Below are 16,347 nucleotides of genomic sequence, written 5' to 3'. Positions count from 1 at the left end.
TGATTCGATCTGCTGACCAACATGACGACTGTACCTGCGGTTTTGCACAAGGTTTTTGCGGTTTCAACGAGTGCTTGGAGATCGTTCCGGGATCACCACTGGATTCAGGAAACTCGCAATCGCTTCCATTTTTCCTGGAACCCCGGTCGATCCAATACCTCCGGGTTTACGATGCCGCGAGGTTTCTTACCCAGCGACAAGTCCACCATCCCCTGACAGACTGACCGGCCGATGTCGCGGAAAAGCTCATCCGTCCATGCGATGCAATGCGGGGCCAGTAGCACGTTGTCGAACTCACGGAAGCGGCTCGGAGCGGTCACGGGTTCGACTTCAAAACAATCAAGTGCAGCGCCGGCGATGCGGCCGGACTTCAGCGCGTCGTAGAGCGCATCCTCATTGACGATCCCGCCACGAGCCGTATTGATGAGGTATGCGGTCGGTTTCATCATCGCGATCTGTTTGGAGCCGATCAGATTCCGCGTCTGATCGGTCAGCGGGCAGTGCAGTGATACAAAGTCCGCCTCGCGCATCAGTTCATCAAGGCTCACCAGACGGACGCCGAGTTTGTCAGCCGCTTCTTTATTGGGGAACGGATCAAAGGCAATGGGCTGCCTCATGCCGAACCCGCGCAGCAATTCGATGACGGATCGGCCGATGCCGCCCAGACCGACGACGCCCAGCATCCGGTCCCGTATTTCGCTGCCCATGAATTTTGATCGCACATCCCATTGACCCGTGCGAACGAGCTGATCTTTGACTCGCATGTGATGCGTCAGGGCGAGCATCCAGCCGATCGTCGCTTCAGCTACGGAGCGATCAACAGCTCCGGCAGTGATAAAAGCGAGAACATCCGCCTGAGTGCAGGCCTTCACGTCCACCGAGTCATAACCGACGCCGAATCTGCCCACAGCCAGCAGATTGCCGGCTTTCGAGACACTCGATGCACTGACTCTGGGCGTGAGCACGATCACACCCGCAGCATCTCCGATCTGGTCCGCGCCGATCTCCGGGCGATGCTCCGCGAACGGCTTGAATGTGATGTGCTGATGTGCGTCAAAAACCGAGGTACCCAGATCGCAGTATTTCGGTTTACCCGCAGCGTCGTAAAAATCAGCGGTAAGAGCGATGGGGAAAGTTCGAGGCATGGGTTTATGTTAACGAAACAGAGACATTTTCCCTTTCTGCGATGAGCAGGGAAAAATCGCGAGCGTGTATTCCGTCACTTCCACGGATTGCCTGCGACGGTCGCATTATTTTCATCCACCACCAGCCGTTCGGGTACAGGGCCTGCGTAAACCCAAAGCATCGCCATCGGCTGGCGTGATTCATTGATGAAATAATGAACGCGGCCGCGCGGCTGCAAGGCCGTCGAATCATCCGACATCAGATATTTCCGTCCTTCGACTACACACGTCGCCACTCCTTGCACGATGCAGATCGACTCGTCGAAGTCGTGAATATGCGCGGGAAGCCGGCCGGTCGGCTGGAAAAGTCCGTAGCCGCCGCTCATCTCGATACCTGGCATCAGGTCGCGATTGAAATAGTCCATGAACATCGCATTCGCCGCCGCCTCAAACTTGCGCGTCGTCGCATAGCGATTGATGCGTTCCGCCCCCGGCAGGCCGGTTGCGCTGTCAGGCATCGCCTTGCGTGAGTAAAAGCGGTCCACGAGAGTGCGGCTTGGTTGATCGGTCGCCATCGCCACGTGAAATTTCGCCGGTTCCGCCAGCGATGTATTGATGACGTGATGCGCCAAGCCGCGCGGTATCACCACGTTGTCCATCTCGCCGAGCGTGTACCGCCGCCCTTCGATCTCCACCATCGCCCTGCCGGTCAGCAGGGTGATCGACTCGCTGAATGTGTGCGAGTGGTAAGGCAGTTCCGCTTCAGGCGCGAAGGTCACGATGCCGGTCGTCAGATTGCGTGCCTGATTATGCGCACCGACCAGACATTCAAAGCTCACGCCGCGTGCGATCTCGAACTTTTTCCCTGAACCAATCGGATTCATCACTTCCGGCCGGTCGGGTCGGAAATTTTCCGGCGGGCGGTCGAGTATTTTTCCGGAGGTGTCGCCCTCGCGGGTGAACTGCGGGTTGATTGTCGAAGCCTTGCCGACTGCCGCCATCGCTCCGGTGATGCTGCGGAGCAGCAATCCGCCGTCGAGTCCCAGAGCCAGAGCGCGAAATCCCTGCTGACGGCGTTGCAACAGATTTTCGTTGCTTGTCGCGACGACCCCGCAGTGTTTGCCGTGTTTCCGCACCACATCCTTGATGTGCAGCAACTCCTCTGCGACGCCGGGTCCTTCCCACTGGCCGGGAAAGCCTGCTGTGGATGAGTAGTCAGCCGGACCAAGGAAAAACAACTCCGTCCCTTCGACCCGGCAGAGCTGCTCTATCGCCTTGCCTGCTTTCACCGTCTCGATGATGGGCACGACCAGCACATGATCGTTCGCTTCGCCAACCGCATCGGTGAAACATCGTCCCCAGCAGGTGGCACGCTCGGCCCCAATGCCGCGTAGTCCCTCCGGCGGATAACGCGCAAAGCTGATCGCCTTTTCGAGTTCATCGACGGACTCGATCCACGGCACAACCACGCCATCGGCACCCAGATCGAGTGCCCGCTTGATGAGTCCGATCGAAAGCTCCGCGATGCGCACGAGAATGACCGTGTCGCTGCGCACCCCGGCACGAATATGCTCGACGATCTCCTTCCAATCGAGGTGGCCGTGCTCCGCATCGATGACGACCCAATCCAGCCCCAGAGCCACCGCCATTTCGGTGATGCTGGCGGATTCCAGAGTGACCCAGAGGCCGAATACCGGCTGGTCGGCGGCGAGCTTGGCGCGGAATTTCCGGGTGGCGTTGGATTTCATGCGAATGGTTAGGGTAACGAAAATCGTGACGGATGGTCAGACCGTGCGGAGCAGGTCAGCCCTTGATAGATCACCCACCCAACAACAACGGCCGGCATTTTGTGCCGGCCGTTTCCGCAAGTGGAGCCAAGGGGGATCGAACCCCTAACCTCGTAGATGCCATCCACGCGCTCTCCCAATTGAGCTATGGCCCCGCGTGTTCGCCCGAAAGCGAAGTCAGAGTATAGGAATCGGTTGGAATTGCTTCAACTGATGAATCCGCGCGATCCGATCATTCACCGGAGCGTTTTGCGACCAGATAACTCACACGGGAAACCACATCCGCCCTTTTGGTCGTCTTCCGATTAGAATCCGTCTCCTGCTCACTCCGAGGCTGCCATTGGAAGAGAACAACTCACCACTCCCCGCCGCCGCCACCGCCAGTCCCGCGGGGACCGTCGCTGCCGCGCCGAGCGAGAAACCCACCGACGAGACGATCAAGGAAACGTTTGAAGCGATCATCATCGCGTTCATTCTCGCATTCGTGTTTCGCGCGTATGTCGTCGAGGCGTTCGTAATCCCCACCGGCTCGATGGCTCCGACACTGCTGGGAGAGCATGTCAACATCGTCTGCCCGCAATGCGGCTACCACTTCAATGTCAACTCACCGATCCCGCCGGGCGCATCACAGGCCCTCTGCCCGATGTGCCACTTTCCCATCAGCATGAAGGGATTGTCCGTCAGCGCGGGTGATCGCATTCTCGTCCACAAGTTTCTCTACACCATTTCCGAGCCGCGACGGTGGGATGTTGTCGTATTCAAAAATCCCTACGATCCGCGCATCAATTACATCAAGCGACTCGTCGGCCTGCCCAACGAAAGCTTGTGGGTCATTGACGGAAATCTCTTTGTCAAAAGTCAGACCAACAACGCGGACTGGCATATCGCCCGCAAAAGTGATCGGCCGCGCGTTCAACGCGATGTCTGGCAGCCGATCTATCACAGCCAATACATCCCCCTCGACCGGGGAAGCAGCGGGATCGACAGAGTTGAGCACGAGTGGCACGTCCCCTGGCGCGCGGTCAAAGGCAACTGGAGCCTCGCCCAGCGACGGAGCTACGAACACCTCGGCGGCGGGCATGGCGAGATCGCCTTCGACTTTCCCTCAGCCCATGTCGGCCCGCATTGGTACGCCTATAACCAGTTCGAGCGCAGGGAAGCGGATAAGGTTGACCACGAGCCGATTGAAGATGTGCGGATCGCTGCGAGCGTCCAGCCCAGCGGCTCCGGCGCATCGGTCAAGTTTCACACGACCGCTCGACTCGATTCCCTGCCGCAAGAGGATGCTGTCTCGCGGCTGACCGGATCAATCGACGCCACGGGTAAGGTGACACTGGAGGCCAGCCGTCTCGATGGCGGTCAGCCCCGACCGCTGGGAACCGCTCAGGTCACACCGCTGGCTGCGGGCGTCAGCCGTCACGTAGAGCTTTGGTATGTCGATCAGCAGGCCAGCCTGTGGGTGGATGATCAGCGAGTTATCGTCGCCAACTTCGACATCGACATCGCAACCGCCACCGGACGCGCACCCGCGCCGCAGTATCCCGAAATATCCATCGAAGTGGATGGACCGTCAGTGACGCTGCATGGCGTCGAGGTGGACCGTGACCTCTACTACTCGTCGGTGCAGTACGGCAACCCGACCAACCACGGGCAAGGCGTCTTCGTGCGCAACCGCGCCAGCGAATCTCCGCCGGTGAATCTGGAGTCGGATCAGTTTTTCTGTATGGGTGACAACAGCCCGCTGAGTCATGACAGCCGATTCTGGCAGTCGGTCAACCCGTGGATCGAGAAACGGATGTTTGACGAGGAAGTTCCACCGCACATTCAGAAGTTCGGCATCGTGCCGCGAAAACTCATGATGGGGCGTGCATTCTTCGTTTACTTCCCTGCACCGTACCCGCTCGCACCGGGCGGCTCCGCTGTGCTGCCGAATTTCGGTGACATGCGATTCATCCACTGAGTCGTGGGTTGTAACTGGTGCAAAGATGACGGGTTAGAGGGCTTCCCACGTTGTTTTTCCACAAACCCACCCACTCCAAGATTAGAATAGCAATAGAGTAGAAACCCGACAAAATGGAACCTTGCAATCGTCAATAACCGCCGATTTGATTACCGGCAAATACTTGATAAATCGAAAATTATATCTGGCTGACAATGTAAATCTCGATATTCGTCAACCGATTGATCTTTTCAAGCTCCTCAGCTGGATACGGATCATAAAGCGTCGCCAAAGGCTATTCAACATGTTTTCCACAGATCACTTGCCATGACGGGTTTACGTCTTTCGCGTCAATCTCTGACCGGCGGTTTGGTACCCTACCAGTTACCTGTCTGGAACGATCTTGGTCTGCCTCACGCCTTTACCACGCGGTTGGGTGGCGTCAGTGCCGGGCCGTTCGCCTCATTGAACCTCGGCGTTGAAGGCTGCTTGCCCGCAGACGCTTCTTTGCCGAGAGACTCGCCGGAGAACATCCTGCGGAATTACACCCGGCTTGCCGAGTCACTGGACTCTTCCCGCCGGACGCTTACGAGGGTAAGCCAGGTCCACGGCAACCGCGTGCTGGTCGCAGGTAAGGGGAAGTCAGGGCCGGTTCAGGAAGCTGACGCGATCATCACCGACGATCCTCGACGCCTGCTGGCAATCCGTGTGGCGGACTGTGTGCCTATTCTCCTCGCCTGCGCAGACGGGCACATCGTCGGGGCCATCCATGCCGGATGGCGCGGCATCGTAGCTCAGGTCGTCAAAGCCACGCTTGACGAGATCCAGCGAAGTTTCAGCGTTCCTGCTGACCAGTTCACCTGCGCTATCGGCCCCTGCATCAGCGTAAATCACTTTGAGGTCGGCCCGGAAGTAGCTGATGAATTTGATCGCTCCGGGCTGGGCGATTGCGTGCGTCGGCTTACCGATCAGAAGCCGCACATCGACCTGCGAGCCGCAGCGAAACAGCAACTCGTCACCTGCGGCATCTCGGCTGAACGAATTGCCGTCTCAGACCGATGCACCTACCGCGACCATGATGAGTTTTTCAGCCATCGTCGTGACAAGGGCATCACGGGCCGCATGGCTGCGGTCATCGGTTGCTGTTGAGTATTTGCCGTCGCTCCTGCTTCGTTCAGCCGAAGCACCGCACGATTTACGCCAGCCCGCTGTAGAGGAAATATTCCATCAATTCGTGACCGTGCCGAATGTGGAGGTCCGCTTCCTGCGAGTTTTTCTCGTTGAATGGCCGCTGCACCACACCATGAATCCGGCTGCCGCATAACGCGAAAGGCACCGGAGTCGGATCGTGCTTGCGTGTCTCGACAGCCGTGTAGTGATCGGGCAGGTAGAGGACTCGATGTTCTCCGCGTTTAGCCAGATCAGCCAGGATCGGCCCGACAATGTGCTCATCGATCGACTCAATCGCCGCAACCTTCGTCCGTGCGTCGGCTGCGTGTGACGCCTCATCAGGGGCTTCGACGTGAACACAGACGATGTCGTATTTATCGAGGGCTGCGATCGCGTACCGACCGGCGGCTGCGTAGTCCGTGTCGTGATAGCTGGTCTGCCCGGGAACATCGAGGCGGTCCCAGCCGATGAACGAAGCAATGCCCGCCAGCAGATCAACCGCAGTAATCATCGCGCCGCGCAATCCGAAGCGTGACTCAAAGCTGGCGATCACTGGTTTGCGACCCTGTCCCCACGGCCAGACGTGCGTGGCGGGCAGTTCGCCCATGTCACGCCGGGTCTGGTTGATTTCGTGATTAGCCAGAAATGCTTCGCTCTCGGCGATCATCCGCTGGAGCATCGGAGCGTGCTCCCCGCCATGCGGCAGATATTTACGGATGGTTTCGCCGGGGATGTCGTGCGGCGGCGTTGTCTTCAGCTCCGACCAGTCACGTCCCGCACCGGGTGAGTCGATTTCTGACGCATCCACCATGATGTTGCGGTAGCTGACGCCGGGATAAAGCGTCATGCCCGGCATGTCCAGATGCTGCGCCAGGTCAGCCAGCAGTTGCCGTCCTTCATCGGAGGTGATGTGGCCTGCAGAATGATCCTGCATTTTCCCGTCGATCACCGTCACGAGATTGACGCGGAAAATCCAGTCGCTTTCCCGCAACGGAATACCCAGAGCGGCGGCCTCCAGCGGGGCGCGGCCTTTGTGATATTTCGCCGGGTCATAACCCAGCAGGCTCATGCTGCAAACGTCCGAGCCGCACGGAAACCCGGCAGGCGTCGTCGCAACCGTGCCCTGTCGCCCGGTCTGACTGATTCGATCCGTATGCGGCTTCTTCGCGGCCTCGAACGGCGTCCGTCCGTCCAACTCGGAAAGAGGATGATCCGCCGCTCCGTCGGGGATGATGATGACGTATTTCATTGCGGGGATTTTAGCGAGATTCCGGCCAGCGATGCGTGCCGTGATAAACCGCGTGCGTTGAACAGGGGAATGATGCGTTTCAGATCAGAACTGCACCGGCAATCCTTCCTTCTTCCACTTCTCGACGAGGAGTTTTACCTCCACCATCGCCTGATTCATCCGCGTCACAGCGTCGTTGAGGTTGTTGTAAAGCGAAGGATCCTTGACGAACTTGCCTAGCGTGCCGTCTCCCTCACGGGCGGCATCGAGCGTCTTTTTCATCGAACCGATGGCTGCGCTCAGATCATCCGCCACCGCGATGTACCGCTTGGCGAGGCGGTCCATATTTTCCTTTGACGAATCGGCAAGCCCTTCAAACTTGCTGATGCCGGCCTTGAGTTTGTCGGTCGCCTCAGCGGCGTTGGCGAGCGTCCGCTTGAAATCGGCACGTAATTGCTCGTCGCCGGTCCATGTTTCGATATTCGCCAGCACCGCTTTGAGTTCATCGAGTCGCTGGCTCGCCAACGCGATCATGGTCGATACGTTGGCGGGTTTGCCCTTGCTTTTGACGTCATCGAGGGTGCGCGGCTCGGTGAGGAGGTTGACGTTCTTGCCCACCTGCGTCCACTCACTGCTGAGGGCCTCGAACTGCGTGCTGAGCTTGTCAAACTTTTTCAACGGTTCAGCCATCGCGCCTTGCAGAGAGCTGGCCAGCTCGCCCGCCAGCGAAGAGGATGAGCCGGTAATCATCGCGCTGCCGTCGGTCGGCAGCAGCTTGGGTTCCGTGCCGGGAGCCAGGTCCGGCGTTTCCATCGCCACGCTGACGATGCCCCCGACGAAGGGCTTGTCCACGACGACCTTGACCCCTTCGAGCAGAGGGACGTCATTGATGCGCATGGTGAACATGACGCCGCGTTCAGGCGGCGCGAGCAGTTCGACCTTTCTGACCCGGCCGATATCGACACCGCTGAGAGTGACGCGAGCGCCTTCGGTGACGCCGCTGGAGTTGTCGAATTTCACGCGCACGTCATACCCGCGTTCCAGCCATCCGGGCACGTAACCAAAGAGCACCATCATGAACGCCAGCCCCGCCACCGCCAGCAGTGCCGTCAGACCGACCGTGATGTTGCGTGTTTTTTCACTCATGGGTTATTTCCCGTTGCCGGTGCCGTCGGCTCTGATTTGCCGCCTTCCGCCACATCAAGCCCCGCGTGGATGGAATCAAGGTCATCCTGATCAGCCTTGCCCTCGATGAAGCGGCGGACAATCTCATTATTGCTGCGGCGAAACGCCTCGGGCGCGTCATCGGCGATCACTTTCCCATCGTAAAGCATCACCATGCGGTCGGCTATTTTGTTGGCACTCTGCATGTCATGGGTGACGACCACGCTGGTGATCCCCAGCCGCTGTGACAGCGTGATGATCAACTCATTGATGAGATCGGAGCGGATCGGATCAAGCCCCGTGGTCGGCTCGTCGTAGAGGACGACTTCAGGCTCCAGCACGACCGCACGCGCCAGGGCCACGCGCTTGCGCTGGCCGCCGGATAAATCGGCGGGCATCTTCTGCTCGATGTCCTTGAGGCCGACCATCGCCAGGACCGCTTTGCACTTGGCGTTGCGCTCGCTTTTGGTCAGCTTCGTGTGTTCGACCAGCGGAAAGCAGATGTTGTCATGCACATTCATGGAATCAAAAAGCGCGCCCATCTGGAACAGAAATCCGATCTTGCTGCGAACCTCGATCAGATCATGCTCCGCCATGGCGTCCACGCGATGCGATCCGAACCATACTTCGCCTTTGTCCGGCTTGATGAGACCGGCAATGTGTTTGAGCAGCACGCTCTTGCCCGTACCGCTGGGGCCCATAATGACGGTGGTGTCACCTTTGCGCAATTCCAGCGACAGCCCCGCCAGCACGCGCAGCGAGCCGAATGATTTGTGGAGATTGACGAGGCGGATCAAGGGTTCGCCCCTGCCGGTCACATAGGATGGCGAGGCAACGCTCACGCGAAAAACTCCCGAACAGCCGCGATGACCTCATCCTGCTGGGCAGCGGTCATCTCCGGGAAAATGGGCAGGCTCAGCACTTCCGCAGCCGCCTGTTCCGCGATGGGGAAATCGCCGGCTCGTCCGCCCAGGTACTCAAAGCATTTCTGCATGTGCAGGCAAAGCGGGTAGTAGATCGCCGCCCCGATCGCTCGTGAATCGAGGTGCTTCTTGAGTGCGTCCCGCCGACCGCCAGGCACACGGATCGTGAACTGGTTGAACACATGATGCGCACCGGCCGCTTCGGTCGGCAGTCCCAGCGGCAGACCGGCCAGCGACTGCTGATAACGCTGAGCATTAGCACGACGAGCGGCGGCCCAGCCGTCGAGATGCGGAAGTTTTACAGCAAGCCACGAAGCCTGAAGCGCATCGAGACGGAAGTTTCCGCCGATGAATGAGTGGTGATATCGCGTCTCCTCGCCGTGGACGCGCAAAGCGCGGAGCCGCTCGTAGAGCCGGGTATCGTTGGTGGTGCAGGCTCCCGCGTCGCCGAGTGCTGCGAGATTTTTCGATGGATAAAAGCTCAGACAGCCAACCTCGCCGATGGAGCCTGCGATCTTGCCGTCGCGCATAGAGCCGATCGCCTGCGCCGCGTCCTCGATCACCGCCAGCTTGCGGTCGCGGGCGATTTTCATGATCGGCTCCATCTCTGCGACCTGTCCGAAAAGGTGAACGGGCATGATCGCGCGGGTGCGTGGCGTGATGGCGGGCGCGATCTTCGTCGGGTCGATGTTGAACGTCGCCGGGTCGATGTCCACGAATACCGGCACAGCTCCGACACGCGCGATGCAGCCGGCCGTGGCAAAAAAGGTGAACGGCGACGTGATGACCTCATCGCCTGCCTTGATGTCCAGTGCCATCAGCGCCAGCAGCAGCGCATCGGTTCCGCTGGAAATCGCCAGTGCATGTCTGGTCCGACAATAAGCTGCCAGTCGCGCCTCGAATGCCTGAACCTCCGGGCCGAGGATGAACTGCCCGGACGTCACCGCCCGCTCAAAAACCGCACGAAACTCCGGCAGGAGAGCGGCGTGTTGCCCACTGAGGTCCAAAAGCGGTACGGCCATGGTATTTCCGGGTGTCCGGCATCCTGTCTGGGTCGGAAAATCAGTCGGTCGGCAACAAACGCCTGCCGATGAAGTGTAAAAGGATAGTCCGACCTCGTGCATGCCGCCAACGGCGACCGCCCCGCTCCGCGCACCGTTGACCGCAATCTTCCGCTGATGCCTAATAATCGTGCTCAGCAGGCTCCGTGTACCACGCCTATGGCCCCACTTCCCGCCATCATCTGCCCGAACTGCCTGACGAATTATCGTTGGGATCCCAATGCCGCGGGCATGAAAGTCAAATGCAAATGCGGCGCGGTCATCCGCATTCCGCACGACTCGTCCGGTCAGGTCACCATCGAACGCATGCCGGGCGATTCCTACTCGGCCACCTCACTCGATCCGGCACAAAAACCGCTGCCAGCCTCCCCTGAAACCGAGGCCATGCCCGACGAGCTTATCGACGAGAGCGGCGAGTTTGATCTCGACGAGCTGGACACGAGCGAGCTGGTGCCCACGGACACTGGCAGCGTGAACAAACTCAAAGCGACGCCGGGACGCTGCCCGTCATGCGGCCACTCGGTAGCGGCACACGCGGTCCTCTGCATGAACTGCGGCTACAACCTCTCCATCGGCAGAAAAATCAAGACCACAGTGCAGGTCGTTGAAAGCAGCGAGGAGGCTGCACGCACTCCCGCCAGCGTGCTCAGCGGGGCTGACAAGGTGCTCCGCGATCTCAAGCACAAGCAGGAAATCGAGCAGGAAATGCTGCGACGCCACCGCATCACCGAGTGGGTGCTGCCGATGATCCTGCTTGCGGTCGGCCCGCCAAGCCTGACCATCGCCGCATTTCTGCTCACGAAGAACTGGCAGGTGGGCCTGCTGGCGACCGGCTTTCTCATGGGGATCGAGCTGATCCTGATGATGCCGCTGCTGCTTCTGTCGTTAGTGGTCGCTGCGCATATCGGCGGGATTTCCTTCGGTTCGCTCTGGTCGGCATTACTGAAAATCGCCGCCATCTCCTGGGGGCCAGGTGCGCTGGCGGATATCGTCGTGCTGATGGTCATGGCCATCATCGCCGCACAGATGTTTCTGGGCGCGATGGCGGTCTTCGTGGTTTACGCGATTTTTATGGGGCCGCCGATCGCGTTTTTGTTCGACCTCGACATGCAGGAAACCCGTCTGACAATCGGCATCATCACCATCATCCGCGCGCTGGGGATCACGCTCGTCATCATCCTCTGGCGTTCGCTGTTTTGATTCGACAGCAGCGACAATTACGCCGATGGCACTGTGAATCGCGCGTCGCAGCAGTCCCGCTCACTTCTTTTTCTTCTTCCCAAGATCCCTCAGCAATCCCTCCACCGCATCGATCGCGCGATCTTCTTCCCGTTGCGGCGGCGGCTCCTTCGCCTCGGACGGCTGCTGCTGGGCTGCGGCCTTCGACTCATCAGCTTGTCCCTGCTCCGGCGGTGCGGCTGTCTGCTCGGCTTCACGTTCCACCGGACGCGGTTTGTTCGGCCAACCGCTGATAACCATCGTCGGGGCGTTTTTATCCTTGTTCTTGTCCAGGCCCTTCAACAATTTTGAGCCAAGATCAATCCCGATCGAAGCCGCTCCGCCGCCTTTGTTTCCCAATGCTCGCTCGCTCTGCGCCTTGGCGACCAAGAACCCGATTTGCGAGGCGAAAGCTCCGTAGTCCGGCACGACTTCTCCGGCCTTGCCTTTGGCGTTAAGCTCGATGACGGAAGCCGGATCGATGTACCCCGCCAGCGATTTGATCGTCGTCACCGTGTCGCCGGAAATCCCCAGCACGGTATCGGAATACCAGACCATCTCGCCGGTGTTCGGATCCTTGACCTGATACGCCACCGCTTTCGTGCCCATCGTCAGGTCACGGCGGTCGGTCGTGAACCAGATGTCGTTGGTCGTGATCCGGCCGTTGCGTATTTCGATCTTCGCCACCGTAAAGTCAGCGGGGAACTCCTCGCGTGACTCGATATTGCTGCCCAATTTCTGCAAGGTCTGAATGATGCCTCCCGCTTTTCCGCCGCTGGAGACGATCAAGCGGTTCAGTTCGAGCGTCGCGTCCGCGTTGAGTGTGTTGATGTCAAACGGGTAGGTCTTTACGCTGAAATTCTGTTTGGCAATGGTCAGTTTTGCCGGCTTCTCATCCGATCTGGCGTCCCTCACGAGCATGCTCACGGTTGAGAGCAATCCGCTCGACAGCTCCCGTGTGACGCGCATCGTCAGCACGCTGTCATTCGTCAGCGTCAATACCCAGTTCGGGGCCAACTGTCCGGGAATCGTTCCCTTGAGGTTTTCACTGTCGATGACCAATTCCGCAGGGCCGGGGCGGTCATTGCGGCGGGTGGTGGTCAGCTTCAGATTGGCTTTGTGACCCAGAATCTGAACGTACTGTCCCTTCGCCTCCATCAGCGCATCGAGAGCATCTACGGGGATGGCTTTGCCTTCCGCCGCGATGTCATAGGATGCGCGTTGTGCATCGATCGCGCCGTCGCTGCCCTTGAGACCCGCTGCACTGATCGTCGCGTGCAGTTCGCCTTGATCGCTTTCCGTTTGGTTCGGCTCCGTGACTGAGAATCGAGAATTAAGCTCGACATTCAACCGCTCAGCCAGACTTGCTGGAGTGTCAATCCGTGCGGAAAAATCACGGAGTCTCACCGTCCGGCCATGAGTTGAATCACGCAGGACTGCGCCGGGACTTGAGAGCGTCGCGTTGAGCTTTGAGCGACTCGGATCAATGACGCTGGAGACCTGGCCGGTCTTCACATCCTTTGCTCCGTTCACCAACACCAGTTCACCGCCTGCGATGTCGAGCTTCAACCGCAGCGGCTCGGCAAGTGTCATCCCCCCGGAATTTTCCCCGGAACCTTCCCCGGAATTCGCCCCGGATTTCCTCCCGGATTTTTCCCCGCCAGCGGGAGCTTTCGCAACGGCGGGGTCGCCTGCCATCCACGCCTGCCGTGCTTCTTCCGTCAGTGCCAGCGAAAATGTCGAAGGGTTGAGCACGAGCCGCAGATCGCGCTTCGCGGCCTCATCATCAGCTGTATATGCCGCATCGAATGAGCCGGTGGTCTGTGATGACTTGAGATTTCCTTTCACCAACATCGTCCCAGCCGCGTCGGACTGAATCGTCACATCCACATTGTCGAGCGACTTCCCAAGCGTCTTGACGATCTTTCCTCCCTGCCCAAGCAGCGCATCAACCAGTCCCATCGGCAAATCCTTTCCGGTGATTCGACCATCCTCGACTCGTCGTGACGGCTCCATCACGTTGAGGATTTTCGCGCTGCCCTGAATCGAGCCGTTATGCCCCGATTCGCTCAGCTTGCTCGACAGGGTCACCTGGAGCGGCTGATCCATCGACTCACCTTTGCAGGTAAAAACCAGATCGCGCAGCTCCGGCTGCGTGCCCGCGAGAGCTTCACCAATGGGCAGGAACTGATCCACGCGCAGCTCCACGTCAGCATGACGCAGCTCGCCTTTTTCATCGAGTGACTTCTCCAGCCCGCGCACAGCCAGGTTCAGCGTCGCTGGTGCCTTGATCCGCAATGTCGGGGCAGCCTTATCCGCCGACAACGCAGCCAACAGGTCATCAAACGATTTCTGACTCATCGTCAACGTCGCAGCCGTTTCAGGCTTGAGCGTCAGCGCATTGTTTTTGATCTCACCCGCCAGCCGCGTGCTCTTGAGGTTTGCCGATGAGGGATTCAGATCAAACGAAACATAGCGGTCGCCCTTCTCAGGCGAGCCGAGCTTGATTGTCGCATTGAGTTCAGAGTCGATCGTCGGCCCCAGCAGGCCGGCGACCAGGCCGTCCTGCTTCGCATATGTGTCGATGATGGCCGTCGAGAGGCCCTTGATGGTCCCCTTCAACGTGGTTGTCGCGGAGGCGAAGTCAACCATGCCCTGCGCGTCGATCAGATCACGAACGGCAATGCTGTTGATATCGACTTTGCCTTGTGTCCCCTTGGCGAAACTGTCAGCCGTAAACCTGCCCGTCAGCCCGCCAGCCAGACCTTCACTCGACAGATCAAGCCGAATATCACTCAGCGTGACTGGACCAATGGTCGGATCGTTGGCAGCCAAAGTCGGCAGCGTGCCGAGAACCGTCAGTTTCGCGGCTGCGAGGTCCAGCCCACCACCCGAAGGCTTGACGGGAATCGTCAGTCGCTGCACGTCCAGCGTCAGCACTGCATCCTGCGCGATCGTCACCTGTTGATCGGCCGGCTTGGAAGAGTTCGCCAGTTGACGATTCAGCACCGCTCGTGGCAGCTTCAGGACGATTGAGCCTGTCCGCCCGCTGATCGGGTCCTTCACCAGAGCTACCTGATCGGTGGTGATCGGAGCGGTGAAGCTCGCTTCGAGGTTTTCCGAGTGCGCCTTGAGCGTCACCGTTCCCTCAAGCCCCTTGTTACCGCTGCCGGCTTCGTCGGCAGGCTTGATCGCAAAATGCGCCTCGGCATTGAGGATCTGGCCGAGCCATTCCGTGATCTTTCCTTCCGTTCGAGCGAGCTGGTCCACGATGGCCAGCGGTGTGTCCTTGATCTGGACATTGATGACCGCTGCCATGTTCGGGGAGATTCGGCCATCAGAGCCGAACAAATTGCGCGAGTTTCCATCAATCTTGATCGAACCCGGTTGCTGCCCCAGCTTTTCCGCGACGGCAGCCAGCCCGCCCTGAAAACTTTCCGAGAGGTTATCCGTGTCCAGGCGTAAATCGCTCTTGCGCAACGCAACGGTACCCAGGTCGCCTCCCGCGTCGATGAGAATGTCCGACGCTGTTCCGCGAACGTGAAAGGCACTGGTTGTCCACTTCAAGGGGGACTCAGCCGCGGTGTCCATGCCTGCCTTGATGCCGTTGATGTGCAGGGAAATGTTCACGTCCTGCTTAAGCGTGCTGGGCGACCGACTGCCTCTGGTCAGCACTGGCCACGCTTCCTTGCGCAGTTTGAGGTCGATACCGATTTCCTTGCCTTGCGGCGTGACGAGTTGCTTATCCGCGATCTCCAGATCGCCGCGTGCCTGCATGTTTTCGCTGCGGGTTTCGATGGATGCTGTGCCTGCGGTGAGATTGCCCTGAATCTTCGCGTCGGCGGTCAGAAGTTTTCCCAGCACTGCGGTGAGTTTGCCGTCGAGCTGCGCCATGCCGTCCACAGCGTCGATGGGCAGGTTGATGAGTTTGACGACGCCTTGCGTGAGTGTGGCCTTATCCGGTTGGAGCAACCCGCCGGCACCGACGAGATCTTTGATGCCGCCTTCAAGCTCGACGCGGCCTGTGGCGTTACCCTGCGCCAAATCGCCGTGCAGCACCAGCGCGATGTCCTGAAGATTGGTCGCATCCGCGGAAACCGCGAGATTTTTCACCTCTGACTTTTCGACGCCCTGAGCCTCGTAGCTGACGTAGCCCTGTGCAATCTCCACCCGTGCCCGCAGAGATTCCGGCAGCTTGGCCGGCTCATCCGTTTTCGGTTCGTCAGGATTGCTGATCGCACGGGTGAGGTTCAGCCCCTTTTCATCGGTTCGCAGCGTGATCTTCGGCGCGATGATGCTGACGACGCCGATGTTCAAGTTGCCGCGCAGCAGCTTCGCCAGTGAAGCGTTGGGCAGATCGACCTGGTTGGCGACGATGACTTCCCGGCCTTCGGGGTCGAGCAGCTTGAACCCGCGTACGTGCTGGCCGCTGAACCAGCCGAGACTCAGCGAGTCGAACGATACCTTGCCGGGAATCGTGGCATTGACCCTCGACGCAATGAACTTCGCACCTGCGCCGGAGCTGAGCAGAGTCGGAGTCAGGAGCAGCAGCACCAGCAGCAGGACGACGATGCCGCCGACGATCAGCAGAAGACGACGCTTGCTTTTTGCCGGTTTGATGGAAGGCGCAGCCCCGGCAGGTGATGAAGTCTTGGACATTGGAAAACCCCCTTACGGTCGAGTGTTTTTATTGTAGTCCGGACGATGACCTCTCGAAGCGAAATCATCTCGTG

Annotated in this window: 10 protein-coding genes and 1 tRNA gene; 3 read left to right on the top strand and 8 right to left on the bottom strand. The window is 59.3% G+C overall.

Annotated elements, in window-relative coordinates; genetic code table 11:
• Positions 1–104: 104 nt before the first annotated feature.
• The 3 genes from IT444_08195 to IT444_08185 all read right to left on the bottom strand — a co-directional run bounded on the left by IT444_08195 (position 105) and on the right by IT444_08185 (position 3,066).
• The gene (locus IT444_08195) at positions 105–1,145 is read right to left on the bottom strand and encodes a hypothetical protein (GenBank protein ID MCC7192745.1); all 1,041 of its coding nucleotides are present in this window, start codon (positions 1,143–1,145) and stop codon (positions 105–107) included.
• A gap of 74 nt (positions 1,146–1,219) precedes the next feature.
• Entirely contained in the window at positions 1,220–2,872 is a 1,653-nt protein-coding gene (locus IT444_08190) for a cupin domain-containing protein (GenBank protein MCC7192744.1), read from the bottom strand.
• Positions 2,873–2,993: 121 nt separating this feature from the next.
• Positions 2,994–3,066 (bottom strand) — tRNA-Ala (locus tag IT444_08185).
• A 185-nt stretch (positions 3,067–3,251) separates the two neighbouring features.
• On the opposite strand from IT444_08185, the gene lepB reads away from it, so the two are divergent.
• Together lepB and pgeF are read left to right on the top strand one after the other, a co-directional pair.
• Positions 3,252–4,871, top strand: coding sequence for a signal peptidase I (gene lepB / locus IT444_08180; protein MCC7192743.1), 1,620 nt, complete (start codon positions 3,252–3,254; stop codon positions 4,869–4,871).
• 306 nt (positions 4,872–5,177) lie between these two features.
• Complete coding sequence (gene pgeF, locus IT444_08175) at positions 5,178–5,999, top strand: peptidoglycan editing factor PgeF (GenBank protein MCC7192742.1); 822 nt, start codon at positions 5,178–5,180, stop codon at positions 5,997–5,999.
• Positions 6,000–6,045: 46 nt separating this feature from the next.
• On the opposite strand, the gene IT444_08170 is transcribed toward pgeF, so the two are convergent.
• From IT444_08170 to IT444_08155, 4 genes are all read right to left on the bottom strand, one after another.
• Complete coding sequence (locus tag IT444_08170) at positions 6,046–7,269, bottom strand: cofactor-independent phosphoglycerate mutase (protein MCC7192741.1); 1,224 nt, start codon at positions 7,267–7,269, stop codon at positions 6,046–6,048.
• An 84-nt stretch (positions 7,270–7,353) separates the two neighbouring features.
• Positions 7,354–8,394: an MCE family protein gene (locus tag IT444_08165; GenBank protein ID MCC7192740.1), complete on the bottom strand. Its 1,041-nt coding sequence runs from the start codon at positions 8,392–8,394 to the stop codon at positions 7,354–7,356.
• The gene (locus IT444_08160; GenBank protein ID MCC7192739.1) at positions 8,391–9,254 is read right to left on the bottom strand and encodes an ABC transporter ATP-binding protein; all 864 of its coding nucleotides are present in this window, start codon (positions 9,252–9,254) and stop codon (positions 8,391–8,393) included. The genes IT444_08165 and IT444_08160 overlap by 4 nt, the downstream gene beginning before the upstream one ends.
• Positions 9,251–10,357: a DegT/DnrJ/EryC1/StrS family aminotransferase gene (locus IT444_08155; GenBank protein MCC7192738.1), complete on the bottom strand. Its 1,107-nt coding sequence runs from the start codon at positions 10,355–10,357 to the stop codon at positions 9,251–9,253. The genes IT444_08160 and IT444_08155 overlap by 4 nt, the downstream gene beginning before the upstream one ends.
• 96 nt (positions 10,358–10,453) lie before the next feature.
• On the opposite strand from IT444_08155, the gene IT444_08150 reads away from it, so the two are divergent.
• A complete protein-coding gene (locus tag IT444_08150) occupies positions 10,454–11,596 on the top strand; it encodes a zinc-ribbon domain-containing protein (GenBank protein MCC7192737.1) in 1,143 nt (380 codons plus the stop codon).
• Positions 11,597–11,656: 60 nt separating this feature from the next.
• On the opposite strand, the gene IT444_08145 is transcribed toward IT444_08150, so the two are convergent.
• A complete protein-coding gene (locus IT444_08145) occupies positions 11,657–16,273 on the bottom strand; it encodes a hypothetical protein (GenBank protein ID MCC7192736.1) in 4,617 nt (1,538 codons plus the stop codon).
• Positions 16,274–16,347 lie beyond the last annotated feature (74 nt).

Source organism: Phycisphaeraceae bacterium, assembly GCA_020851465.1.
GTDB lineage: Bacteria > Planctomycetota > Phycisphaerae > Phycisphaerales > Phycisphaeraceae > JADZCR01.
Note: the sequence above shows the minus strand (reverse complement) of the source record. Positions and strands in the feature narration are given on the sequence as shown.